This window comes from Sphingobacterium sp. ML3W (genome assembly GCF_000747525.1).
GTDB lineage: Bacteria > Bacteroidota > Bacteroidia > Sphingobacteriales > Sphingobacteriaceae > Sphingobacterium.
Window position 1 is genome coordinate 3659967 of record NZ_CP009278.1, and the last position, 22011, is coordinate 3681977.

Annotated in this window: 35 protein-coding genes; 28 read left to right on the forward strand and 7 right to left on the reverse strand. The window is 37.6% G+C overall.

Features of this window, described 5'->3' with window-relative positions:
• Positions 1-9: 9 nt before the first annotated feature.
• The 19 genes from KO02_RS15625 (at position 10) to KO02_RS15720 (ending at position 10084) form a co-directional block, all read left to right on the forward strand.
• Positions 10-885, forward strand: a complete 876-nt coding sequence (locus KO02_RS15625) for an AAA family ATPase (protein ID WP_038699750.1) — start codon at positions 10-12, stop codon at positions 883-885.
• The gene (locus tag KO02_RS15630) at positions 886-1527 is read left to right on the forward strand and encodes an ATP-binding protein (protein WP_051959978.1); all 642 of its coding nucleotides are present in this window, start codon (positions 886-888) and stop codon (positions 1525-1527) included.
• A gap of 13 nt (positions 1528-1540) precedes the next feature.
• Positions 1541-2029, forward strand: a complete 489-nt coding sequence (locus tag KO02_RS15635) for a hypothetical protein (protein ID WP_038699752.1) — start codon at positions 1541-1543, stop codon at positions 2027-2029.
• Positions 2030-2189: 160 nt separating this feature from the next.
• Positions 2190-2504, forward strand: coding sequence for a hypothetical protein (locus KO02_RS15640; protein WP_038699754.1), 315 nt, complete (start codon positions 2190-2192; stop codon positions 2502-2504).
• Position 2505: 1 nt separating this feature from the next.
• Entirely contained in the window at positions 2506-2811 is a 306-nt protein-coding gene (locus tag KO02_RS15645) for a hypothetical protein (protein ID WP_038699756.1), read from the forward strand.
• Positions 2812-3003: 192 nt separating this feature from the next.
• A complete protein-coding gene (locus KO02_RS15655) occupies positions 3004-3654 on the forward strand; it encodes a DUF3164 family protein (RefSeq protein WP_038699760.1) in 651 nt (216 codons plus the stop codon).
• A 1-nt stretch (position 3655) separates the two neighbouring features.
• Positions 3656-3898, forward strand: coding sequence for a hypothetical protein (locus KO02_RS15660; protein WP_038699762.1), 243 nt, complete (start codon positions 3656-3658; stop codon positions 3896-3898).
• Positions 3895-4137, forward strand: coding sequence for a hypothetical protein (locus KO02_RS15665; protein ID WP_038699764.1), 243 nt, complete (start codon positions 3895-3897; stop codon positions 4135-4137). Before KO02_RS15660 ends, KO02_RS15665 begins: the two co-directional genes overlap by 4 nt.
• Complete coding sequence (locus KO02_RS15670) at positions 4134-4460, forward strand: hypothetical protein (protein WP_038699765.1); 327 nt, start codon at positions 4134-4136, stop codon at positions 4458-4460. Before KO02_RS15665 ends, KO02_RS15670 begins: the two co-directional genes overlap by 4 nt.
• A 1-nt stretch (position 4461) precedes the next feature.
• Complete coding sequence (locus KO02_RS15675) at positions 4462-4674, forward strand: hypothetical protein (protein ID WP_038699767.1); 213 nt, start codon at positions 4462-4464, stop codon at positions 4672-4674.
• 4 nt (positions 4675-4678) lie between these two features.
• Positions 4679-5032 (forward strand): hypothetical protein, encoded by a 354-nt coding sequence (locus KO02_RS15680; protein ID WP_038699769.1) that lies wholly within the window; start codon positions 4679-4681, stop codon positions 5030-5032.
• A gap of 2 nt (positions 5033-5034) precedes the next feature.
• The gene (locus KO02_RS15685; protein WP_038699771.1) at positions 5035-5508 is read left to right on the forward strand and encodes a hypothetical protein; all 474 of its coding nucleotides are present in this window, start codon (positions 5035-5037) and stop codon (positions 5506-5508) included.
• A gap of 211 nt (positions 5509-5719) precedes the next feature.
• Positions 5720-6673 carry a reverse transcriptase/maturase family protein gene (locus KO02_RS15690; protein WP_038699774.1) on the forward strand — a complete coding sequence of 318 codons (954 nt, stop codon included), beginning with the start codon at positions 5720-5722 and terminating at the stop codon, positions 6671-6673.
• Positions 6660-6962, forward strand: a complete 303-nt coding sequence (locus tag KO02_RS15695) for a hypothetical protein (RefSeq protein ID WP_038699775.1) — start codon at positions 6660-6662, stop codon at positions 6960-6962. Before KO02_RS15690 ends, KO02_RS15695 begins: the two co-directional genes overlap by 14 nt.
• Positions 6963-6989: 27 nt before the next feature.
• Entirely contained in the window at positions 6990-8051 is a 1062-nt protein-coding gene (locus tag KO02_RS15700) for a nucleoid-associated protein (protein WP_038699777.1), read from the forward strand.
• Between the two features lie 2 nt (positions 8052-8053).
• Positions 8054-8449: a hypothetical protein gene (locus KO02_RS15705; RefSeq protein ID WP_038699779.1), complete on the forward strand. Its 396-nt coding sequence runs from the start codon at positions 8054-8056 to the stop codon at positions 8447-8449.
• Positions 8446-9039 carry a hypothetical protein gene (locus tag KO02_RS15710; protein WP_038699781.1) on the forward strand — a complete coding sequence of 198 codons (594 nt, stop codon included), beginning with the start codon at positions 8446-8448 and terminating at the stop codon, positions 9037-9039. The genes KO02_RS15705 and KO02_RS15710 overlap by 4 nt, the downstream gene beginning before the upstream one ends.
• 40 nt (positions 9040-9079) lie before the next feature.
• Positions 9080-9784, forward strand: coding sequence for a hypothetical protein (locus KO02_RS15715; RefSeq protein ID WP_038699783.1), 705 nt, complete (start codon positions 9080-9082; stop codon positions 9782-9784).
• An 84-nt stretch (positions 9785-9868) separates the two neighbouring features.
• The gene (locus KO02_RS15720; protein WP_038699785.1) at positions 9869-10084 is read left to right on the forward strand and encodes a hypothetical protein; all 216 of its coding nucleotides are present in this window, start codon (positions 9869-9871) and stop codon (positions 10082-10084) included.
• On the opposite strand, the gene KO02_RS15725 is transcribed toward KO02_RS15720, so the two are convergent.
• The 7 genes from KO02_RS15725 to KO02_RS15755 all read right to left on the reverse strand — a co-directional run bounded on the left by KO02_RS15725 (position 10081) and on the right by KO02_RS15755 (position 16179).
• Positions 10081-10581 carry a hypothetical protein gene (locus KO02_RS15725; RefSeq protein WP_038699787.1) on the reverse strand — a complete coding sequence of 167 codons (501 nt, stop codon included), beginning with the start codon at positions 10579-10581 and terminating at the stop codon, positions 10081-10083. The genes KO02_RS15720 and KO02_RS15725 overlap by 4 nt on opposite strands.
• A gap of 6 nt (positions 10582-10587) precedes the next feature.
• Positions 10588-11076: a phage virion morphogenesis protein gene (locus KO02_RS22910; protein WP_051959979.1), complete on the reverse strand. Its 489-nt coding sequence runs from the start codon at positions 11074-11076 to the stop codon at positions 10588-10590.
• Positions 11077-11149: 73 nt separating this feature from the next.
• Positions 11150-12406 carry a phage minor head protein gene (locus KO02_RS22915; RefSeq protein ID WP_144243345.1) on the reverse strand — a complete coding sequence of 419 codons (1257 nt, stop codon included), beginning with the start codon at positions 12404-12406 and terminating at the stop codon, positions 11150-11152.
• A 5-nt stretch (positions 12407-12411) separates the two neighbouring features.
• Positions 12412-13728, reverse strand: coding sequence for a hypothetical protein (locus tag KO02_RS15740; RefSeq protein ID WP_038699789.1), 1317 nt, complete (start codon positions 13726-13728; stop codon positions 12412-12414).
• A complete protein-coding gene (locus tag KO02_RS15745) occupies positions 13728-14147 on the reverse strand; it encodes a phage protein Gp36 family protein (RefSeq protein WP_038699791.1) in 420 nt (139 codons plus the stop codon). The genes KO02_RS15740 and KO02_RS15745 overlap by 1 nt, the downstream gene beginning before the upstream one ends.
• Position 14148: 1 nt before the next feature.
• Positions 14149-15675, reverse strand: coding sequence for a hypothetical protein (locus KO02_RS15750; RefSeq protein WP_051959981.1), 1527 nt, complete (start codon positions 15673-15675; stop codon positions 14149-14151).
• A complete protein-coding gene (locus KO02_RS15755; RefSeq protein WP_038699793.1) occupies positions 15676-16179 on the reverse strand; it encodes a hypothetical protein in 504 nt (167 codons plus the stop codon).
• 183 nt (positions 16180-16362) lie between these two features.
• Between KO02_RS15755 and KO02_RS15760 the strand changes: the two genes are divergently transcribed.
• From KO02_RS15760 to KO02_RS15800, 9 genes are read left to right on the forward strand one after another with little or no spacing between them, the layout of a single operon-like run.
• On the forward strand, positions 16363-17454 hold the full coding sequence (locus KO02_RS15760; protein ID WP_038699795.1) for an ATP-dependent Clp protease proteolytic subunit: 1092 nt from the start codon (positions 16363-16365) through the stop codon (positions 17452-17454).
• Positions 17455-17474: 20 nt separating this feature from the next.
• Positions 17475-18392 carry a hypothetical protein gene (locus KO02_RS15765; RefSeq protein WP_038699797.1) on the forward strand — a complete coding sequence of 306 codons (918 nt, stop codon included), beginning with the start codon at positions 17475-17477 and terminating at the stop codon, positions 18390-18392.
• Positions 18393-18394: 2 nt separating this feature from the next.
• Positions 18395-18823: a M15 family metallopeptidase gene (locus KO02_RS15770; RefSeq protein ID WP_038699799.1), complete on the forward strand. Its 429-nt coding sequence runs from the start codon at positions 18395-18397 to the stop codon at positions 18821-18823.
• Positions 18824-18828: 5 nt separating this feature from the next.
• Entirely contained in the window at positions 18829-19359 is a 531-nt protein-coding gene (locus KO02_RS15775; protein ID WP_038699801.1) for a hypothetical protein, read from the forward strand.
• Positions 19356-19805, forward strand: coding sequence for a hypothetical protein (locus tag KO02_RS15780; RefSeq protein ID WP_038699803.1), 450 nt, complete (start codon positions 19356-19358; stop codon positions 19803-19805). Before KO02_RS15775 ends, KO02_RS15780 begins: the two co-directional genes overlap by 4 nt.
• Complete coding sequence (locus tag KO02_RS15785) at positions 19805-20989, forward strand: DUF2586 family protein (protein ID WP_038699805.1); 1185 nt, start codon at positions 19805-19807, stop codon at positions 20987-20989. The genes KO02_RS15780 and KO02_RS15785 overlap by 1 nt, the downstream gene beginning before the upstream one ends.
• Positions 20990-20993: 4 nt before the next feature.
• On the forward strand, positions 20994-21434 hold the full coding sequence (locus KO02_RS15790) for a hypothetical protein (RefSeq protein WP_038699808.1): 441 nt from the start codon (positions 20994-20996) through the stop codon (positions 21432-21434).
• Entirely contained in the window at positions 21434-21769 is a 336-nt protein-coding gene (locus tag KO02_RS15795) for a hypothetical protein (protein WP_038699810.1), read from the forward strand. Before KO02_RS15790 ends, KO02_RS15795 begins: the two co-directional genes overlap by 1 nt.
• 59 nt (positions 21770-21828) lie before the next feature.
• A complete protein-coding gene (locus KO02_RS15800) occupies positions 21829-22008 on the forward strand; it encodes a hypothetical protein (protein WP_038699812.1) in 180 nt (59 codons plus the stop codon).
• The last annotated feature ends 3 nt before the right edge of the window (positions 22009-22011 follow it).

Genomic DNA, 22011 nt, shown 5'->3' on the forward strand with positions numbered 1-22011 from the left:
TCGAAAGTTATGACGAACGAAAATAAAATGATCATTGCCACGGAACTACAGCGTTTGGCAGGTTCGGGGAAAATCAAATCAGTTAAATATAAATATTCTCAAGTTGAGCTCTCCGCTCGATTGGGGATCAGTAATGCTACAGTAAGCAAAATGATATCAGGACAATGGAATACGATTTCTGATGCTATGTGGCGCAAGGTTCAGGCTATTTTGAAGATAGATATTGATTGGAATACCGGTGATACATCTAACTATGTCAAATTACTGGAGCTTTTGAAGGCTTCACAAGATCGTCATTTAACTGTGGGTATTTCTTTCAATGCAGGTGTTGGGAAATCACATGCTTACGTCGATTATGAACGCTACACTGGTAATGTCATTTACATTGAATGTAAGAACTATTGGAAAACAAAATCATACATCGTGAATCTTTCCAAAGCTGCTGGTCTAGTCGCTGAAGGAACTGTCGAAAGTATGATCGAATCATTTATCGATCACGTCATGGGACTCGAAAGTCCACTGATCATCATTGATCAAATGGATAAACTGAAAGATGGTGCCTTTGACCTATTTATGGACATGTACAATGATTTATTTAGATGTACTGGCTTTGTTGTATCGGGTGTGCCTGCTCTTAAGAAACGTATTGAAAGAGGTGCTAAAAATGACAAAATCGGATATCGTGAAGTGCTATCTAGGCTACATGGCAATTTTCTTCAGCTAGATCTTCCTGATTTTAACGATGTAGCAGCAGTTTGCATGGCGAATGGTTTGGATGATGCAGATGAAATCGAAAGAATCCACAACCTATGTGAAGGTGATCTGCGTATCGTACGTAAAGAAGTCGCTAAATATTTTTTGTTGAACGGTAAAGAGGTAGCGTAAATGGCAGGCGAAATCAAGTTAGCACCAATGTTTAGCTACAGTGACCTCGAAAGGATCAAATACAAGACAATGAAGTTCGAAGGTGATTGGGCAGATACGATTGGGGATGAAGTAGAGCTGGCAGGTGTATGGATCATATGGGGACAATCTGGTAATGGTAAAACAAAGTTTGCGCTTGAATTGGCCAAATACATTTCACGATTTGAACCTGTATACTACAATTCTTTGGAGGAGAAAAAAAAATTATCATTCAGAAGAGCCTTACAAGTAGCCAATATAGCCTCTGTAGGAAATCGGATTCAATTTCAGTCAGAATCATTTGAAAGGATGAAACAGCGATTAAGAAAAGAAAGAAGCTTCAAGGTTGTATTTGTTGATAGTCTTCAATATTTAAGGATTACCGTCGAACAATATTTTGAATTAATTGCGGAATTCCCAGATAAACTTTTCGTTTTCACCTGTCATGCTCAAGGTTTACAACCTAAAGGTGATCTAGCTGACGAAGTAAGATTTGATGCAGATGTCAAGTTACGCGTACACCAATTCGTAGCTACACCAGTTGAAGCTACTAGATATGGAGGAAATACCCCATATGTTGTTTGGGAAGAGGGAATGCGTAAAGCTCAAATGAAACTAACGTAATAAACTTTCAATTATGAAAACACTTACAAAAAAACTTAAAACGGCTGTTGCAAAAGCACCAAAAAAATTGAGTTTGATTGAGAAAACCAACTTACTCAATCAAACACAGCTAACTGAGATATGTGGCATGTTGCGATGGACAGAGCAACAATATTGTGATCATCAGTTTGAGCAGTATGAAGCCTTCCTTAAGCGTGCTCTTTTTGGTGCTCATCCAAATATTTTTAATCGTGTTCGGTACTCCACTTTAATGCGCGGCCTATGGAATAATGAATGGATACGACGTAATAAAGGATTCTTACCCCTCGCTAGATATAGCATGTTCGAGGGTATGGAGGTTGACAAAAAAGGAAGATTGCATCAGGTAAGTCCTGATGAAGAGGATCTGGAACGTGTCACAGATGACTATTACACGATCCACAATGGAAAGCTATTGTACAGTAATGAAACATTGCTTATAAAATTTCACCACGTACTTAATTTAATATACAGATCAAAATGAAAAAACTAAAGTTCGCAGTCATATGCTGCATTCTGATCGTCCTGACGATTGCCTGTAAAAAGAATCCTGCTGTCGAGCCAGAGCCAATTAAACATCCTGCTAAGTGCATGGGATGTGGCGTCAGAGATAGCGCTAAAGTTGACATCAACATACACGTAAAATGAAAAAAATAAAGTTCAAAATCAATCAGCATCAGCTTAAGGTTTGGATAGCATGCTTAGAACTTGGTTGGCGTGAACCTTCGAATGAAGCCCCTGCAATTGTAAGAATGGTATTTCATGCTTTATCAAAGCTGATCCATAAGCTTAAGTTAGAAGATATCATGAACAAGGCTGAATATAATTTCAGTATTGACAGTGTAGAGGGACTGGCTTTTATAGCGCATATGCAAGGATATGGGACCTATTTGGTAAGTGAAACGGATGCTACAGTCATCAATGGAATAATCGGAATCATTGACTCTAAAACAAAGTAAAATGGAAAATCAAAAAACACAACAAACAGAGAACAAAAAAGAAACATCTGTAAACGAATTGATCGAAATGCTTAAGCAATTGCCAAAAGATGCTATAGTTTTTGGAGTAGTGAAATCCGGTAAATCGTCTTTGGTATATGCACATGGAAACCCAATTAGTATTTCAGCAGAGCTTTGTAGCGCCCAGGATAAAGATGAAAAAGTAAAAGGTATTCTACAGGTTGCTGTAGATGGATTTCGGTTAGCTGAAGAAACAGGTGCAATCAATTTTATTAAAAGGTCAAAAAGTAGTAGCGATGTCAACTAAAATTTTTCAGAACGTCAATAATAGCCTGCCGGCATTAATGACAATTATCCTAATTACTCTTAAGATTTTTCAGGTTTTTGAATTAACCTGGATTGAGGTTGTAGGACCACTATTGTTTCAAATAACATGTCTAGTAATCGCATGTATTGCAGTTTGGATCAAATCAGAAATTAGAATTAGCAAATTAAAAAGATGAACGATATATCAAGATTAACAGCAGATGAGCGCAAAGCACTTATGGCTGAATTAGCAAAGGAAGAAAAAGCTGAAAAGAAAAAAAGGTTAAATGCTAAAAAGAAGTATGAAAGCAATAAAGATACTTCTATCGAAGAGCTCATGGAAGAGGCTGTAGAATTGTCGCTTACAATTGCTCGTTTCAAAAAGAAAGCTCACGCCGTGATGGATATCCACCGTGAAGCAATTAACGAGTACGGTGGTATTCGATCAAATAGTCAAGGCGGTTTTACGATTGAGAATTCTCAAAACAATAAAAGAATTATGAGACGTAGAGACACGGATCCATCTTGGGATGAGCGAGCAAATAAAGCTGTTGAGATAATTAAAGATTTTCTTTTATCAGAAGGCATCAAAAAAACTTCAGGAAAGATCCACCCAATTTTGATGGGTTTTATTCAACGCAATAATAATGGAGATCTAGAATACGCGAAGGTAATGGAGTTGCTTGAGTACGAAGATACTTTTCAGGATCCACGCTGGGTGAAAGGTCTACAGCTGATCAAAGAAGGTTACTCCATTACCTTCAAAAAGTTTGGTTATGAGTTCAAGACCAAAGATAAAAATGGAAAATGGAACAGATTGGAATTAAATTTTAGCAGTCTTTAATATGAAAAAAATTTATTTCGAAGACCAAGGTCAGGATTTCCTTTGGTGGATAATTAATATGGACGGTATAGTGACTGATTGCGGGCCATTCCAGAAACATATTTGGACAGGTAATACAGTCGTAGATCATGATCATATCAAAGTTGGTGAAACGATTGATATCCTTTTAAAATCTCCAATAGGTATGCGAGGGCTTAATATCAGAGAAGTGAATTACAAAATTGAAAAAATAGAATCAATATGAGCATTTACAGCGAAATATCAAAAAGAATCGGATGGGACAAGGATACTAAAGTATCCATCCCTTCTGTAGAAGATGCAAGGGATCTGCATCACGAAGTAATGGTGAACAAGTCCGAGGATGCTTACGAATCGGTCTTCAGATACCAGCGCTTTGCTCCATCTCCAGATGGTGGTGACGATGAGGTAGCAATGAGGTTCATTCACGTAGCTTATGAGGAAGGAAGGAGGTTTTTCTTATGATTTTCAAAGATGAATTACCCGTAATACTCATTTTCATGGTGGTAATGGCTGCGATTGTTTTAGCATTATTTTTTGTCAAACAATCAAAAACTCCATTAACAAAGGTGGAATTTGAAGAAAGTGATAAAAACCTAGTTACAATATGGTTAGATCTGGGCGGTATGATTGTAAAATCGGATGAGGAAAGTAATTACTGGGAAGGGCATATAGTTATAAATCCCCAAAATTTAAATGTAGGAGATCAAATGGTCATTTACAATCTATCAGAAGATGCAGTACGTCGCAGTAGTTATTTGGTACTAAAGGTGAAACAAGAGAATTAGTATGCAGATACACTTCACAGACGACGAAAAAGTCGAGTTCCTTTTATCTCTAGGTTACATGATCATGGATACTGTGGAGGAATACGAGCATAATATTTATCAAAATCAATTTATCACAAAAAGCAGAGTGATAATCAAAGCTTACAAAGAAGAATTCGATGATTTAGATCGAGCATTTGAAAAAGAAATCAAAAACAAATTATTAAACAGATAAAAAGATGGATTACAGAGAGATCAACACATTCGAGAAAGCACTCGAAGTAAAAGGTGAAACATTGGATCAATTCAATGAGCGTACAAAGGGAATGGATATCGATACTGTCGGTTATGAAAAGGTGAAAGTCATTGTTTTTGCACTGAATGGCGGTAAACATGTTAATCTGGGATATTTTCCTTGGTTTTATAATCCAACTGGTTCGTCTTCCTCGTTTTCGTGCTACGGCTACGACTTCGGCCACGACTGCGCGGGTGTCGGTGCCCGCCATCTTTTAGTCGATAGTGAGAGAGCAAAATTTGCGGGAAAAACATTCCCAGTGGAGTATAGTCAGTATATCAACGGTACAAACGATTAATCATGGAAAATCTAACGATCAGTAAAGAAAATGCAGTTAAGGCTTTTGATGAAGCGAATGCAAAAGGTAAGCACCTATTGAAAAATCTTTTTGGAGAAAAAGTATTTGTCAAAAATATCATTGACCGTATCGATAGTTTAGAAGCAGCTCTTGCTTACAACGGTAAAACGATAGAACGATTCAACTGGGAAACTGAGCGCGACACAGATGCTCAAAAAGCAGATAAGGAGATCGAGGAAATCGCTTTGGCTTTACGTGAAGGTAAAGAACTTGCAATGGATCAAAGATGGTACTATCCATATTTTAAAAGAGATGCTGGTTCGTCTTCCTCGTTTTCGTTCTGCGACTTCATCTACGGCAACGACGGCGCGGGTGTCGGTGCCCGCCGCTCGGTGGATACATCGGAAAAAGCAATCTATATGGGTAAGCAATTCATTGCTATTTACAATAGATCTATAGGACCAAATAAGAAATAATAATGAAGGTCGTGTGCTGTACTGGTTCGTCTTCCTCGTTTTCGTACTACGACTACAACTACGACAACGACAACGCGAATGTCAGTGCCCACAATGCTAATAAATAATAATAACAGCACAGACCTTACCGTAAGGTAAAAAAACACTAATTCCTTGCAGGGCGTTGGTAGCTCAACCGAGCGAAAACGACCTTTTAAGCAAAGGCGCAACAATGAAAAGAATAGGTAACATATACGACCAATTATGCAGCATAGACAACCTTATCCTTGCGGATAGCATCGCAAGGAAAGGAAAGTCTAAGCAGACCGGTATTATTGAGTTTAACAAAAATTTCGACCAGAATATCGCTGATATCTATCGTGAGTTAGTAACCAATACTTACAAGACTTCCCCATATAAGCACCGTACCATTTATGAACGGAAAGAAAGGGAAATTTCAATCCTTCCATATCGCGACCGTGTCGTGCAACATGCTATCATGAATATCCTTGAACCAATGTTTGTGTCAGTTTTTACACGTGACACATATAGCTGTATCAAAGGCCGAGGCGTTCATTTGGCCAGTAAGGTATTACAGAAGTATATGACAGATGTCGAGGGTACGATGTATTGTCTTAAGGTTGATATCAGGAAGTTTTATCCAAACGTAGATAATGGGATCCTAAAATCCATGTTACGTAAAAAGATCAAGGATAAAGAAATGCTCCAGCTATTGGATGGTATTATCGATAGCGCCCCTGGTCTTCCAATCGGCAATTATTTAAGCCAGTATTTATCCAACTTTTATCTGTCCTATTTCGATCACTGGATCAAGGAAGTATGTAAGGTAAGCTACTTTCTACGCTATGCTGATGATATTGTTATACTGCACCACGATAAGAACTATCTGCACCGATTGTTTGAAAGGATACAAACATATCTTTATGAAAACCTAAAACTATCATTGAAACCCAACCGCGGTCCATTTCCAACAAGTCTAGGCATTGACTTTGGAGGATATGTACACTACCATACACATGTATTAATGCGAAAATCCATCAAGCAGGCTTTTGCACGCGCAATAAAGGCTAAAAGACCAAAAGAAAGTATTTCTAGTTATATGGGCTGGGCAAAGCACTGCAATTCCAAACATTTAATCAAAAAACTCATACATGAAAAACTTTAGTGATTTGAATATTCAGATCGAGCACTTTACCGGAAAGAAAATAGAGATTGAAGAGGTTGTCAACCATACCATTGAAGTATTGGACTTTAAAATCGAACCATCCAAGTATCAGGATAAAGGAAACGGCAATAGACTGGTTCTACAGATCAAACATGAAGATAAGGACAGGGTGATCTTTACAGGATCTGTTATCCTCCAGCAGCAATGCATAAAGGTAAAGGAAATGAATGGTTTTCCATTCAAAGCAAAGATCGAAGCGATCAAACCACGTGGTTACAAGTTCATATAATTTTTAACAAAATAAAACAACACAACTATGTTATTTTTCCAAGATAGTAAAATAGAAAATCTATCCGTACATCACGTCGGAAATAAATTAAGAGAGGAATTTTATATCCTACACGATCCCTTTTTTCAAAAATTAGCTCAAGATGAGGATTTAACTCATTGCTTATTAAAGTTCTTTTGTCAAGGTTTCATGAAGATAAATGATGTGTATCGTTTATTTCACCCAAATGGAGACCTAGAACTTAACGAAGTATATTATTACATTTCACAGTTTTTTAAAGGAATGTTAAGTATGCATGGGCTATCTATTGAGTTGACGAAGTTTTTATATGAGATTAGTTGTCATCCTAAAATTAAAAGTTCTGATTTTTATGTGGTGCAATTTAAAGATATACAGTTTGAAGGTGAATTGTTTGACGCTATTGGATTGTTCAAATCTTACAGTAAAAACACCTTCTTACAGGTTAATTCCGATGCGGCAGGAATAGATTTTAAAATCACGCAGAATGCAATCAATATGGATAGCATCGATGAAGGTACCTTAATATTAAAAAGTGAGAAAGATCTTGGTTATAAGGTCTTATTTGTTGATGGTAAAAACACAGTAGAATCCCAGATTTGGAAAGATGATTTTCTTAAGGTAAAGGTTAGAAATGATAATTATCAGCAAACATCAAATGTCATCAAACTTGCAAAACAATTCATAGTCGAAAAGATGGATGATATGTTTGAATTGGAAAAGGCTGATAAAATAGACATGATCAACAAGACTTCCCAGTATTTCAAAGAACACGAAAAGTTTGATCAGGAAGAGTTTATGGAGGTTGTTTTTGGAGATAATGCAACAGCAATAGCTTTATATAGTGACTATAAGGATACATTTAGTGAAGAATATAATGTGCCCATGGATAGTTCATTTGATATCTCTGAAAAGGCTGTTAAGAAAATACAGCCCTCATTAAAATCAGTAATCAAGCTTGATAAGAATGCTCATATCTATTTGCATGGCAAACGTGAAATCCTTGAAAAAGGATTTGATGAAGAAAAGGGAATGAATTTTTATAAAGTGTTCTTCGAAAATGAATCTTAATAATGCCTAGAGATTACCGACGTTTTTACGCCATGTGCAAGGCGCTTGGTAAAACAAAGGAAGAGGCAGTATTCGAATTCACAAATGGACGTACAACGAGTAGCGGAGCATTGTCCGATAAAGAGTTTAATGAATTGTTCAATATGCTGGCTAATCATCAGCAGGTTCCCAGTATGTGGGGACCTGCTCCTGGAGATACACAGAGGAAAAAAATGATCGGTCTGGCCAGAAGTATGAACTGGGGCGAGACTACTGATCAGGTACTGATCAAGCTCGATGATTTCTGTCTGAAGCAAAAGAAAAAAAGGATGAATGCATTGTCTGTTTATGAACTTGGATTGATATTAACGATACTGGAAAAAATTTATAGTCAATATTTAGGAGGGATAAAACGATGAAACAAGTGTATAAGTTAACTTCAGGCAAACTTGATGGATCTATTGTACTGATCTATATTAAAGGTCTTTTAAAGACAATTGAAATAGATGTTAAAAGCTCTTTAAATGAACCTCAATTTAGAGGGCTAATGTCGAGTGTTGCGTACCAAGAGGATCAGGTTGTCTCCTGTAGCCAGGCGATCGGACTTGATTGTGAAAAGATAATAGAATTGGCCACTAATAAGAAGGTCGCTATGTTCTGCGTCCATTATGAAAAACACAATAATATTAAGTATAAGGCATCACGTCAAGACGGTGGAAAGATTGCCAGCATTAAAATTACTGATGAGATCCTGAACCACTACTTCCAGTCTGAGAACTTCATTTTTAAAGGCAAACATAGTATTTCAAATCTTGTAAGGTACTATAATGAGCTTTTGCTTGAGATATCGAAAAAAGGAACAGTAGGATTTCCAAACAGCTGGAATAAATCCTATGCTGATAAGTTAACACCTGGTGATCTATCTGAGTATTGGAAGCACCTGAGAGGTCTTGGATTATCACCTAAACGGGATCGAGTGGGAAATACAATTGATTGGGTTAAAAATTAAAGTATATTTGAAAATATTATTAATCTATAACAGAAGAAAAATGAAAAGACTTTCAGTTTTAATTTTAGCTTTATTGCTATTTGGAGCGTGTTCCAGTAAATTGGATAAAAAATTTGATGTAAAATCTGCTAAAGAAGATATTGAAGATATTAAGAAGAAATATTCTGACCAATATACACAAGAAGATTTTGACCAAATCGGAAAAGAGCTATTTGGAAAAGCTATTACAGCTGCATTCGCTGGTGAAAAATTCGAAGATGGTAAAGGAATAAAAATAGATAAGACATATCGTGAAATCCTTGATTCAGCAAAAGCCAAAAGGTTAGTTTATGAAGATAAATTAAAAGCTTTTAAAGTTGACTCAACTAAATTCACAAATTTGATTAGTATTAATGTAGATTCTGCCAGATATTTAAAAAAGTCTGATTACTATGAGGAGTATTATTTAGTTTGGATAACAGGAAAAAATAATTCAGGAAAGGAAGTTGCTGCATTTGAGGGTGAAATTAAATTTGCTGATGCACTTGACAAGGTTTTACTTGATGCTAATTTAAAAAGTTTGGAAACATTGAAGCCAAATGAAATATACAAACAAGATGGTGCTTATGATTTGAATTTGTTTAATACAGAAAACGATATTTTAAAAAGTGTGCCATTTAGTAAATTGAAAACAAAATGGAATTTGAAAAATATAGTTTATGCGGATGGCACTAAACTTCAAGCTCCTGAAGAACCGATAAAATAAGATAAGCCCTGATCATTCAGGGCTTTTTTTGTTATACGATATTTCGTATATTTGTTATTCTTAATTATAGATTTCATTTATACTATGGCTAGACCTGAGACAATCAGACTTCATTCAGATATCCGTAAAGAATTCGAAAGAATGAGTGCAATAAAAGAGCACGGGGTAACAAAGTTTAGTCCTGCATACATTCTCAAAGATATTGCTGTAAGATTTTACAAATCTCCAAAAACCATTGAAAATATTGTTTTTGGAAGGACTTCAATCGTAGACAATTATCAAGCTGTTCTTTTTGCTTAAGGAATATCAAATTTTTGTACCTCAAGATCCTTAAAACCACCTTCACCAAATTCTTTCATGGCAGAATAGTCAACCAGTTCACAGTTGTACACAATATTCCAAAGGTTCCCAGCACCACCGGTATCAATTGGACTATAAGAAACCCTCCTCATTGACGAATAGCTTTGACCGCTCGACCCATGTAATAATTGATTAACATGATCCATCATGTCCAGGAATGCAAGCGCATCACTTTGATTATAGGCTCCTCTAAAAGTATCCAAAAATGTTTCGTAATATATAAAGACATCCACCTGCATGGTCACTTTTTGTATTTTATTTCCCTGGTCCTGCATCGAGTTACTTCGAAATGCTAAAAAAATAGCTGGAGCTGGAAATGGGTGCTCTTCTTCCATATGATATACCTGAGAGTTCCAAAGGTCTACCCAGCGTAGATCTGGAATGTTTAATGTTAGCTTATCTGCTAATTCTTTATATAGTTCAACAAAATTTTGCATATTCAATTAGTGTTTAAAACGTTTTTCAACTTCATTTAAAAACCAGTTATCTAGACCTTCCATCATCAATTTTGATTCCCCAATAAATTTTCTTTGTGGAAACTTAATGTCTAATTTTCGACTATGTGGTTTCACCTGATATCTTTTACCACCTTTAGTACGATGATGTGCTCTTACGTATTGTATGACTCGCATACGCTCACCATTGTTATGGAGTGCTGCATATGGTACATGTGATCCAAATTCCATACTGTTTTCGAATTCTTCACTGATAAGTGATTTACGTAAAAATGATGTATCAACTAAAATTGCTCTTCCCGGACTTTTGTCTGGAGACTTACGAGGTTGCCATGATTCAAAACCTGCATCCGTAAAACCCTGATTTTGGAAACTGTCATCAAACCATTGAAGACAATATACCTTTGCGAATAACCGAACATCTTTTTTAAGACTATCAGCGATTTCTTCAAAATTTGGAATGTTTGGATTACTCATATTTTATGTATATTTGTAATGAGGCTAAACACGCGGCTTATCCCAAGTGTATACCCCTCTTAAAAGCAGTTCTTCAGGACTGCTTTTTGCGTTTATGGATCCTTACTTCGTTGCCATCCGATGAAACAATAATAACCTCCTTAATAAATTCGTGAACATCTTTATTTAAAATGCGTTCAATTGCATTATAGGCATTTTCGACCGTATCTTTATTCACAGAAAGATCAATGACAACAATTTCACATTCCTGTTTATTGGCCTTGCTCAATGATTTACTATAATTTTTTGATTCGGGTGTTTTTCGATCAGCCATTACATCATTTATTAAGTATTCAGGATTTTTATATCCTTTAACAAGGTGCCCGTCAAGATGAGGTCTTATATATAGGTGTGCATTAAGTTCATCGACCAAAATTTCTCCGATCCTAATATTGTCAATCAGGTCTTTCGGATCTGCAAAAATGTTAACTTCCAATTTTTTTGATTTTTCATTTTTATAAGCTGTTTCATACGGTGCATTCAATTTTGACAGCTCCATGTTCCGGATTACATTATGATCGCCTGCTACAAGTTTGAAAAATGTTCCTTTTGTTGTGAAGATCTCTCCGTCCAATGCAACATTACCTTTGAAATTAACTTTAGGCATTGCCTTCTCTTCATGTGTAGTCATACTTTCTGCTGTAGGCACCACATCACATCGACATCGCCAATCTAAAGGTGGATAGTATTTAGCCCAAAATGAATCGTCAATCGGTTTGATAACACCATCCAGTTTAGCATGGTCATCACGTACATTACTATCTCCAACTGTCCTAAATTTCAAATTTGGGAAAAGGTCTTTTGTTTCCTGTATTTTGTCCCACTTCTGAGCCATCTGTGCCGCTGTTCGAGCTGTTTGATACTCAGACTGAAGATAGTTTTTATTGAATTGATGCCCGGTCTTTTTAGCCAATTGGGAAAATTCATTGAACGGTCTTATTTTCCCCTGGATATCGTATAACAAATGGTTGATAGCCTCAAGCTGTGCATAAGTTTTTGCTGAAGAAAATGTATAAATGTTTTTCTTCAGCTCCAGTGGCAGTTTTCCTTTACCATCAGCAGGAAAAGTCCCCCATTTTTTACCATAGCCTTTGGCCGCTCCGGCGTTGAGTTCATTGTATGTCTCACTGATCATAGATTGATTTAGATCCGAAGGTTTTATTTTACCTTCATGAAGTTGCTTTGCAACCTGGTCTATGAGTCTGTCAAACTTTGAAAGATCAAGAGCTGTGATATCAATATGATCATCACAGCTACAGGATTGATAAAGCGCAGTAATTTGAGATAGCAACGCAGTTACTTCTTTTTTACGCTTTTTTTTTTAGTATCCTCGGTTTCTTCAGGATTTGCTTTTTCTTTTTGAGACTGTATGGATTCAGTCATCAGTTGTTTGATTCCGGTCACTGGAATACCCGTCATTTTTGCAACCCACTCTATATCGATATCGTAAAGTGAACCGAGATTGACAATAGCATCGATAAGCTCTTTGACTGAAAGTACTTCTGTATTATCCCACTTAAAATAATGATCTTTTAATCCAGCATATACTGGGCTTAAATTGACAAGTCTGGGTTTAATCTCAGCATTGAAGAAATATTCAAAAAATAATTTATCACTGTTGAATCTATCTTTAGCTAACTTATACTGAATTTCGACACTTCCTACAAAACCTTTCTCATCCGTCAATCCAGTACCCCCAAGGACTCTTTTACTGATCAATTCATCACCTCTTTTTTGTAAAGACTCGTGAGGCGCAATACTATTACCTCCCATTGTCGGAACTTCAATCTTTTCATTACCTCGGGTAATCATGAAGTTGTTCCGCTTAAATTTCATGGCCGCACTGAAAAGTTGTCTTAATCGTCCCTCATCTTCCCGATCAGTATTGATAAATAACGGAGGAACTCCATATTTGTCTATTAAATCCAACCAGGCACCCATTCCTAATTTTTTAGCCAATACAATTGGAGCCATCCATGTAAACATACCAAGATCCATATCTTTACCGATCTGCACATAAAATCCTTTATAAGGTTGTTCTTGATAGTTAAACCCCGTGGTATCTCCTGATCTCTTGATGATAATTCCTTTTTTTGTATTAAAATATGGTTGCTGGATTTCAGCAATTGTTTTTAATTCTCCAATGTAATCGCCATCTGTATGTATTTCATACATTTCGAGCATTTTTCGTCCTCTAAATTTTGACATTAAAGCAAGCTCAATGAGGTCATAAAACCATGGCCTTTCTAATAGCCAATTCAGTTCTGTATTTTCTTCGTCATTATCATTGACGAGTTTAAATGGATGACTTTTTGTATGTAAAATTCGACTTTCGACCACACTGGCTAAATGATCATCTAGCCACATGTTATCATGCAGTTGAAAAAGTAATGACCAGTCGGGATTGTCAGGATCGGTAGCGGCCATTACTGCCAGTTTCCAGTCTTCAACGGTTTTAGCGCTCATCATTACAGCCTGTCCCTCTACGACGGATGAAAGAGGACCGCTTGAAGGTTGTTTAATGGCAGCCTGAATACGGTCTTCTATCTGGGTATCGATGCGCTCGGCAAAAATCTGGTCAAAAGGTGCGAATATAAAATCAAATAATCCCATTATATATAAAAATTAGGGTTAGACAAATTGCCAAATAAACTATCGCTTAATGCCTGCCCCGACTCATCAGTGATCATGGGTAGGTCAGCTAAAACGGTACGGCCTGAATTAATTTTCTCTAATTGCTCGATGGCAAAATCATAACCGGTTTTGATATCGGACGAAACTTTGCGTGCGGCATTTCTTCCAAACACTTTTTCAAGTACTATCTGGCAGATAATATCAACTAACAATTCATTGCGTACAGGAGGATCTCCAAAAATAAGATCCACTTTATAGCGTCCGGATAGATAGGTCTTAGCTAATCCAATTGCTCTTTTCTCGGCCTTTTCAAGTGTGCCTTCAATATCATCACTGCTTTCTTTGATAAAGCGATCGTAACTATCTGTAGTCAGATCATCTCTGCTGATATAAATCATATTAAATCCTTTCGTTATTGGGTTCCATTGACCCGCATATTATTTGATCACTTTCCTCTTCATCGTTGATCGGGATATGTTTTTCCAGTACTTCTTGTGCCTGATCATCGGCATCAGGGGCATCGTCTTTTGTCGTGTAATTAGGTTCGATGCCATATAGAAGGTGTAATCCAACCTGTGTATCGTTATCAGATTTCATTCTGATATTATACCGGATCCTATTATTTTGATAGCGTGGTACCATGCGCTTGATACGGTCATACTTTTTACCTCGAGGCGTGTCTATCTTGCTAATGTTCAACCGGACCTTTTTTTCTTTCTGAACCTCTTTTAAGACCCTTTGTACCTCATCGTTCCAAAATTGCGACTCGAACTGCCAGTGGATGATCACCGTGGATGGTAAAGTGCTCTGTACATCACACATGTACTCCACTGCTGGAGCCATTTTTGATTTTTTGACATAACCTTGTATATACCAGAATAAGTTATCCTTACATAATCCCCATATTCTTATGGCGTTATAATCACTGGTCTCTGTTCCGGCATAAGCGACATCCCAATGCCCGACAATTATTTTAAAATGATTGAGGTTCGGCATTTTGTCCCATACGATCCACTCTGATTTAAAATCCTTACCGGTCATTTTCGCCTCATGGTTGTATTCTGCCAATGCGACAAGAACTCCCATGCGTTTTTCTTTCTTTCGATAATATTGTGGAGTATATTTCGACGTCCATGCAGGTTCGTATGTAATCGGGTTGTACGCTTTTACCTCATGTACGATCCAGTCTGGATGAAGATCAGCCAGCATACGCAGGAACATAACAGGTGCAAACCAATTGTTGGAAAAACATAACCGTTCAAAGTCACCGTCCATGGAAGGAAGTAATTCACCTTCTACCCATTCGACCATTTCTTTTTGGCGCTTTTCGTTCTTAATTGTCTCTTTGGTCTCTAAGTCATCTAAATTGTAATGCTTTGGTCTTTGTGTTCCTACACGTATACCACGGCAAGATTGACCAAAACCAACGGCCTGAGCGATAAAACCTGAAGAGGTTATCCATAAACTATCCTCCCAGCTGCCAAACTTTTTTTGTTCGCCAAAATCTGCTATAATTTGTGGGTTACCCTCAAACTCTGCCCGGAGATCTTCTAAAAGTCGAACAGCACGGGATTCACTAACACCAACCAGAACGAAATACATTTCTCCTTCTCGGAGCCATAACCAGAAAGGGATGATAACATTATTCCAAACTGACTTTGCAAGGCCACGTCCCCATTTTGCGAAACCTGTAAAATTTGGGTCATTGGCCACAAGCCATGCATATTCAATCTGAAAGGGTGCACATTCTGATGTTGCATAGTGAGGAAAGAAGCGCTGAACACAAAATTCAGGATCGTCTTTTGCACGTTGAATGGCTGCTTTTCTTTCCTCTTCAGTTTCAAAAGGATTTACCTTTCCCGATTTACGGACTAGCTCAAGCTTTCTGAGATACCGCTCCTTTGCTTTTTTATCGGCTGCCTTCATCTATCCAATTTTTAAAGAAATGGTTTCGACATGCAACTGCTGAAAATCTATGGTGGATAGGTATAGATCACTATTGTACTTTTTGAGATCCGAAAATATGGATTCCATTACCTCTAAATAAATCTCTAAGCTGATCCTTGTGCTTTTATCCAAGCCAGTAAGTGCTTTATTCCAGTAGGCTACCTCAAGTGCCATTGATGCCGCCTGTGCATCCAGTAATAATTTATCGGCTTTATCACCTTTTGCTTCAGCTGCTCTGGCTTCCGATTCCACCGACAATCTTTTTTCAGTTAGATTACCAATTACCCTTTTTATATTTTCAATTCGCTTTGGCCCGGTATTGTGTTCAGCTTCCCGTTCAGCTTTCCAACCACCTTTGGTAATCCAATTGCCTACGGTCTTTTCCGTGACCTTAATGACAAGCGAAATTTCCTTAGCGCATTTGCCTTGGAACACGTACATATTATGTGCTGTATTACGCTCGCTGTCCTTTGATCTTCCCATATCTCTTTCCTTATATAGAGCAAAAATGAAGGATTAGCATCGGATTGAAAAAACGTGATTTTCAATTAGTATATGTCTGATACTAATTTAGTTGTGATTTAAAACTAAACTGGAATGTTGATTTTTTTTTGACTCGCTTAAGCAGTTTTTTTGTATCAAATAATTGGAACAAGAGACTTTCAAATGAGTGTAAATAAGAAAATAAAAATCACAGCGGAAGCGCATGCAGGCCGTGGTTACATCCGCATTACCGATATCATTGGTACGTATTCAGAAACTGGAAGTGCCGCCGTCATACGTGCTGCTGTTGATGCATTTCTTGCACAGGGTATTAAAGGAGTCAGCTTATATATAAGTAGCGGTGGAGGTAGTGTCTTTGAGACTTCGGATATCTGTCACGAACTAGATCGCTTCGGGCCTGAAAATGTTGATCTATATCTTGGAAGTTTAGCAGCTAGTGCTGTTACCTACATGGTTGCAAAATATTATACAACGGCTGACCCTTCTACCAAATTAATGATCCACCGTCCGGAAGCAAATATTCATGGTAATGTGGATGCTATTGAAAGTGAACTGAAACTTTTGACAGATCTAACCGATGATTACAGACGTGGATATGCTGTTAAAACTGGCCTGACAGAAGGTGAAGTAGAGGCACTATGGAATAAGGGCGATTTATGGCTCACAGCTCAACAGGCTCTTGAAATGAAACTGATAAATGCGATCGGAAAACCTGTCCACACGCCACAAGCTGTACATGATAATATGGTACAAGCTTGTCTCACTCCAGAAGAAATTGAAAACTCAGAAGAAATAAATTCAAATAATGAAATGGATAAACTAAAGATTATCTCAGCCCTAGGCCTTGCGGCCGATGCAACAGATGAACAGATCATCAATGCTGCTCAACAAGCTAAACAAGATGCTGACCGATTGACTGTGGTAAATGCGCAAGCTCAAGAAGCTAAAAAAATGCGTGGTGCTGCAATCGTTGCTAAAGCAATATTGGACAAAAAGATTACTGCAGAAGTAAAACAGACTTATGAAAATTGGGCCGCTCAAGACCCAGATGCTGTTGAAGCGGTCATCAATGCAATGACACCAGTTCCACAGTTGAGCAAAGTCATTGGTGATACTAATCTTAATCAAAATGCAGTTGCTGACCGTAAAGACTGGTCATATGCTAAATGGCAGGATGAAGATCCTGAAGGGTTGTCAAAACTTCATGACGAACAACCTGAAGAATTTGAAAAACTGCTAAATACGTCAATTTAACATCATTTAAAATATAGAAAATGGAATTAGTAAGTGGATTATATCTGAATAAGTTTGTTGCTCCCCAACTCCTTAAAGACTTCAGAAATTATAAAGATGATTTTGTTGGCGTGATTCCAAATGCGCCACAGGGAGCAGTTACCGCTGATGGCCTAAGAGCTAATAAACTGATCAATAATGTTGATCTATTGGTTAATAATACGCAGCCTTTGGTAGCTAAATCGATAGCTGGTCAAAATGGTGTTGTGCCCTGGGATAAATTAGACACCACTCCAAGTAGTGTGACTGATAAAGACATTCGTGCTTTATCTTTTGATCTTCGTGCGGAAACAAGAGTTTTGCATGACCAGTCTTTTAAAGTTGGTTATCGCGACTATATTATTCAAAAGTTAGCCCCTGAACAGGCAGGTACAGGAATGGTTTTTCTAAGAACAACCGGAGATGATGATGGGAAAGGTCGAAAAAGATTGACTTTTGAAGATTTAATAAACTTTGAATCGGAAATCAATTTATTGAATTTAACGGATTTAAGTCAATGGTTCATGAATTTAGCACCGGTCCACCAAAACGATTTAAAATTAGATGCGGCCGGAACGACAAATCATCGAAACGGAATTCGCATCAATCCTGTGACAGGTGAAGTTAATGGCTTTTATAAGCTGAAGATTTTTGAGAACAATGCAGCTCCATTATACACATCCGCTGGTGTATTACGCCCAAAAGGTGTTGTTAAAGAAGCTGGTGATCAAGAGGCTTCTATTTTTTACTATGCTCCAAATACCACTAAGTATTTGAATCAGGTCAAGATCCTTTATAAACCGGAAACGATCGATACGGAAGGCGCTGATCCTGAGAGCAGATTCAGATTACAGGTTTACGGTCTTGCAGGTAAAACACAGGATCACGGCTTTGGCGCATTGATCTCTGGTAATGTATAATTATGGGTACCTGGGATAAAGTAACTGACGAAAGGATTGCCACGCTTGATAAACGTGTGCAGCCTTTTGCTACTCGTTTCATCAACAGGGTATATACTGAACTTGGTTTTACGCTAAGGGTAACGCAAGGAAGACGAAATATTGCTGAGCAAAATGGTTTTTATGCCCAAGGCAGAACTAAGCCAGGGAAGATCATTACAAATGCAAAAGGTGGGTACTCCTATCATAATTTTGGACTGGCACTAGATGTAGTCGTCATAAAGAATGGTCAGGCCGATTGGACTGTGCTCAATAAAGATATCGTAAGAATTGCGAAAGAAGAGGGTTTCGAATGGGGTGGTGACTGGAAATCATTTAAAGATTACCCTCATTTCCAGATGACATTTGGACAAAGTTTAGAACAGCTTCGCCTTCAGGCAGGCATTAAATAAAAGAGATGCAACATTATAAAATTTTATCGAACCAGCTACTCTATAAAGTAGTACTGTTCATCGGACTAGGGCTAATTTTACTTGCCACAGCCTGCGGATCCAGAAAAACTGGATCATCAATTCCCCTTGTATTGCACCAGACAATACATGATACGGTAACCGTAACAAAAACGGTCACTGAGAGAGATACTGTGTTTATCACGAAAGTTGCTAATACAAATTTTAAAGTTGATTTAAAGGATTTAAAAGAAGGCTTTAAATCCGGGAGCCAGAATAAAAATGCTATTGCAGGAATAAAGGTGAGTGATGGAAAACTAGAAGTCGACTGTACCTGTGATAGCTTATCTATTTATGCAAAAATCCGCGATCAGATTACTGAAAAAGACCGACAGAGAATTGATACCAAAACTATTTTAAAAACGGAACATGTACCCTATATACCCTGGTATATAAAATCACTGGCTTGGATTGGGGGAATTGGTATAGTCATTATTGTTGGCAGAGTACTTCTTAAAAAATTAAAAATATTGAAATGAAGACATTAACATTAAAAGAACTGAATGCGAAAGCAAGCAAATTTTTTGAAAAAGCTCATGTTTCTGAAATATTTGCCACTAGTGACGGTCAATTTTTCTTCAATAAAGGTGATGCCTCCAATCATGCTGGACCTAAGGGAAATGTATTTGATTTCAAAAAAGAAGATTTTGAAAGTTCTGAAGAAAATGAACCGATCAAATTGTCTGCTCAAGAAGTAATCAAATTTATTCTTGAAGCTCAAAATTTAGAAGACCTGGCTAAGTATGCAACCGATGAACGTAAGACAGTAAAAGCTGCTTTTGAAAAGCGTTCTGAAGAACTGGAGACTGACGTTGATCAGGAAGAAGAAGAGGTCGAGGTAACCCAGGAATTGTTGAATGCTAATCCTGATCTGGTAGATCTAGGTGTTGCGATAGGTGAAAAAATTAAAATCCCAAAAGTGTAATGGCGCAGTTAGGCGGTGTTACGGTTGATAGACTACAAGGTGGTCTTCAACGTCTGGCTGAAGGAACGGACAACCATGTCGCAATGATCGTTATTGGTATTCCTGTTGGCGCAATTGCTACTGCTGTCAATAATGCTGGAAAAGGTGTTGTTTTAACATCAGCTTATGCTGCTGAAGAAATCGGAATAAATGAAAGCTTTGACGCGAATAACAGTTTAAAACTTCATGATCAGATAACCGAGTTTTTCCGATTGGCACCAGAAGCGACGCTATATCTTTTTAATTCGGTTGTTGAAGCAGATTTGATCGGATTCTTAAACCAGAATAAAGAGATCAAAGGATATGCTTTGTCGGTTAAACATGATCCCGAAATTTTAACCCAGGTTACAACTGTTGTAACTGCTCAACAGACGATCGTCAATAAGTTACTATCTGAAAATAGATTTATTGATTTCGTCGCGGTCTGTTTTGATGAACTGGAGGATTTTACATTAAATCTGTTTACACTGCAATGTGCACATGTATCGGTAGTTGTTGCCTGTGAAAAAGGCGATAAGCAAGTATCGATCGGTTCTGTCTTGGGGATGATTGCGGTTAGAAAGATTTCTGAAAATTTAGGATCGGTTGATATCGAAAGTAAACCCCGTGCAAAACGTGGTACAGATGATTACACGTTAACAGATCAGGTTGAAAAACGCTGGTTGGAATCTTTTCTTTCAGATGGACGTTCCATTGCTTCTTTGGATAAGGCAGCGTTAAAAGCCATCATCGATAAAGGTTATATCGTTGCCTCCAGTTATGAAGGATATGCCGGACAGTTTTTTGAAAATTCTTATACAGCAATTGACCGTGGTTCTGACTATGCCTTCATCGAAAATAATCGGGTTTGGAATAAGGCAGCTCGATTGATCAGAGCGACATTATTGCCACGTGTAAAATCAAAAGTAAAAAAAGATCCTACTACTGGATTTATTGCAAGTACAACTGTAAGTTATTGGCAGACCTTATTAGAAAAAGCGCTGAATAAAATGGTCGCTTCAGATGATATTTCAGGATTTGAAGTAGCGATCGATTATAGACAGGTCGTCAATGATACAAATCCTGTAAAAGTTCAGGCATTGATTGTGGCCGATGGTATCGTGCATGAGTTTGAAGTAGCTGTTGGTCTAACAAATAATATTTAACCCTATGTCACAGAACGCAACAATTATAAACAAGTTTGGTACGATGACGGGATGGAATTCCATCACGACCAACTTACTTGGACGGGATGTCGAAGGCATCAACACATTGGCTTACGATGATAACGTTGCCAAAGAAAACGTGTATGGTAATGGAGATATGCCTATTGGCCGATCACGAGGTAATTATGAAGCAAAGGCTTCTATTACGCTTTATAAAGAAGAGGTAGATGCTATTCATGCCTCACTACCTAAAGGTAAACGATTACAGGATATCGCACCCTTTGACATGGTTGTGGAATATATGCGTGAAGATGGCTTTATCACAAAGGATATCATCCGAAATGCTGAGTTCACAAATGTCGGTGTCGATGTTAAGCAAGCTGATGGTACAATAGCTACACAGTTCACCCTTATTATTTCACACATTAACTGGAATGTTATTTAATGGAAAAGCAAGTCATAAAACCATACGGTCAAACCGAAATCGATAACCATGCTGCTAAAGTCGGTGGTGCCCGTAATTTGAGAGAAATCATCATTGAGACAGATGATGATATGGAATTTCATTATTTGGTAAAAAAACCCGGGCGATCGGTCATTCAGGCAATTGCTGATGCTGAGAAAAAAAAGGATATCAATGTACAGCAAAAAATCATCCTTGGATGCGTATTGGAAGGAGACAAAGAGGCTTATGAATATGATGGTGCAATATACAGTCAGTTGCTTTCAAAAGTTGGCCAATTGATGGAATCGGCAAAAGGTACCATAAAAAAGCTTTAGACCAGTTTAGTCTTTCTCTGGAAGATGGAACTGGCGATGATATTGCAAAAGGCAATGCCATGATTCGCCATCTAGGTATAGATCCATTGGCTCTTGATGATGAGGACTGGGCTAGAATCGTAAATGAATGGCTTTATATCCAAGGGAAACTTCAGGAGGTACAGGCAAATAATACCCGGGCAATATTGGAAGATGTTCTTTACACGCTCGCTCACAAATTATACGGAAACAAAAATTAGAAA

What these genes read in the sequence shown, in the direction of transcription:
- KO02_RS15720 (WP_038699785.1), top strand. Translation starts at nt 9,869, where the DNA reads ATGGCTAGACCTGAGACAATCAGACTTCATTCAGATATCCGTAAAGAA.
- KO02_RS15635 (WP_038699752.1), top strand. Translation starts at nt 1,541, where the DNA reads ATGAAAACACTTACAAAAAAACTTAAAACGGCTGTTGCAAAAGCACCA.
- KO02_RS15780 (WP_038699803.1), top strand. Translation starts at nt 19,356, where the DNA reads ATGAAGACATTAACATTAAAAGAACTGAATGCGAAAGCAAGCAAATTT.
- KO02_RS15675 (WP_038699767.1), top strand. Translation starts at nt 4,462, where the DNA reads ATGCAGATACACTTCACAGACGACGAAAAAGTCGAGTTCCTTTTATCT.
- KO02_RS22910 (WP_051959979.1), bottom strand. Translation starts at nt 11,076, where the DNA reads ATGAGTAATCCAAACATTCCAAATTTTGAAGAAATCGCTGATAGTCTT.
- KO02_RS15745 (WP_038699791.1), bottom strand. Translation starts at nt 14,147, where the DNA reads ATGATTTATATCAGCAGAGATGATCTGACTACAGATAGTTACGATCGC.
- KO02_RS15660 (WP_038699762.1), top strand. Translation starts at nt 3,656, where the DNA reads ATGAAAAAAATTTATTTCGAAGACCAAGGTCAGGATTTCCTTTGGTGG.
- KO02_RS15690 (WP_038699774.1), top strand. Translation starts at nt 5,720, where the DNA reads ATGAAAAGAATAGGTAACATATACGACCAATTATGCAGCATAGACAAC.
- KO02_RS15625 (WP_038699750.1), top strand. Translation starts at nt 10, where the DNA reads ATGACGAACGAAAATAAAATGATCATTGCCACGGAACTACAGCGTTTG.
- KO02_RS15800 (WP_038699812.1), top strand. Translation starts at nt 21,829, where the DNA reads ATGATTCGCCATCTAGGTATAGATCCATTGGCTCTTGATGATGAGGAC.
- KO02_RS15640 (WP_038699754.1), top strand. Translation starts at nt 2,190, where the DNA reads ATGAAAAAAATAAAGTTCAAAATCAATCAGCATCAGCTTAAGGTTTGG.
- KO02_RS15760 (WP_038699795.1), top strand. Translation starts at nt 16,363, where the DNA reads ATGAGTGTAAATAAGAAAATAAAAATCACAGCGGAAGCGCATGCAGGC.
- KO02_RS15740 (WP_038699789.1), bottom strand. Translation starts at nt 13,728, where the DNA reads ATGGGATTATTTGATTTTATATTCGCACCTTTTGACCAGATTTTTGCC.
- KO02_RS15705 (WP_038699779.1), top strand. Translation starts at nt 8,054, where the DNA reads ATGCCTAGAGATTACCGACGTTTTTACGCCATGTGCAAGGCGCTTGGT.
- KO02_RS15790 (WP_038699808.1), top strand. Translation starts at nt 20,994, where the DNA reads ATGTCACAGAACGCAACAATTATAAACAAGTTTGGTACGATGACGGGA.
- KO02_RS15775 (WP_038699801.1), top strand. Translation starts at nt 18,829, where the DNA reads ATGCAACATTATAAAATTTTATCGAACCAGCTACTCTATAAAGTAGTA.
- KO02_RS15645 (WP_038699756.1), top strand. Translation starts at nt 2,506, where the DNA reads ATGGAAAATCAAAAAACACAACAAACAGAGAACAAAAAAGAAACATCT.
- KO02_RS15755 (WP_038699793.1), bottom strand. Translation starts at nt 16,179, where the DNA reads ATGGGAAGATCAAAGGACAGCGAGCGTAATACAGCACATAATATGTAC.
- KO02_RS15670 (WP_038699765.1), top strand. Translation starts at nt 4,134, where the DNA reads ATGATTTTCAAAGATGAATTACCCGTAATACTCATTTTCATGGTGGTA.
- KO02_RS15795 (WP_038699810.1), top strand. Translation starts at nt 21,434, where the DNA reads ATGGAAAAGCAAGTCATAAAACCATACGGTCAAACCGAAATCGATAAC.
- KO02_RS15715 (WP_038699783.1), top strand. Translation starts at nt 9,080, where the DNA reads ATGAAAAGACTTTCAGTTTTAATTTTAGCTTTATTGCTATTTGGAGCG.
- KO02_RS15710 (WP_038699781.1), top strand. Translation starts at nt 8,446, where the DNA reads ATGAAACAAGTGTATAAGTTAACTTCAGGCAAACTTGATGGATCTATT.
- KO02_RS15680 (WP_038699769.1), top strand. Translation starts at nt 4,679, where the DNA reads ATGGATTACAGAGAGATCAACACATTCGAGAAAGCACTCGAAGTAAAA.
- KO02_RS15765 (WP_038699797.1), top strand. Translation starts at nt 17,475, where the DNA reads ATGGAATTAGTAAGTGGATTATATCTGAATAAGTTTGTTGCTCCCCAA.
- KO02_RS15785 (WP_038699805.1), top strand. Translation starts at nt 19,805, where the DNA reads ATGGCGCAGTTAGGCGGTGTTACGGTTGATAGACTACAAGGTGGTCTT.
- KO02_RS15750 (WP_051959981.1), bottom strand. Translation starts at nt 15,675, where the DNA reads ATGAAGGCAGCCGATAAAAAAGCAAAGGAGCGGTATCTCAGAAAGCTT.
- KO02_RS15725 (WP_038699787.1), bottom strand. Translation starts at nt 10,581, where the DNA reads ATGCAAAATTTTGTTGAACTATATAAAGAATTAGCAGATAAGCTAACA.
- KO02_RS15695 (WP_038699775.1), top strand. Translation starts at nt 6,660, where the DNA reads ATGAAAAACTTTAGTGATTTGAATATTCAGATCGAGCACTTTACCGGA.
- KO02_RS15685 (WP_038699771.1), top strand. Translation starts at nt 5,035, where the DNA reads ATGGAAAATCTAACGATCAGTAAAGAAAATGCAGTTAAGGCTTTTGAT.
- KO02_RS15700 (WP_038699777.1), top strand. Translation starts at nt 6,990, where the DNA reads ATGTTATTTTTCCAAGATAGTAAAATAGAAAATCTATCCGTACATCAC.
- KO02_RS15630 (WP_051959978.1), top strand. Translation starts at nt 886, where the DNA reads ATGGCAGGCGAAATCAAGTTAGCACCAATGTTTAGCTACAGTGACCTC.
- KO02_RS15655 (WP_038699760.1), top strand. Translation starts at nt 3,004, where the DNA reads ATGAACGATATATCAAGATTAACAGCAGATGAGCGCAAAGCACTTATG.
- KO02_RS15770 (WP_038699799.1), top strand. Translation starts at nt 18,395, where the DNA reads ATGGGTACCTGGGATAAAGTAACTGACGAAAGGATTGCCACGCTTGAT.
- KO02_RS15665 (WP_038699764.1), top strand. Translation starts at nt 3,895, where the DNA reads ATGAGCATTTACAGCGAAATATCAAAAAGAATCGGATGGGACAAGGAT.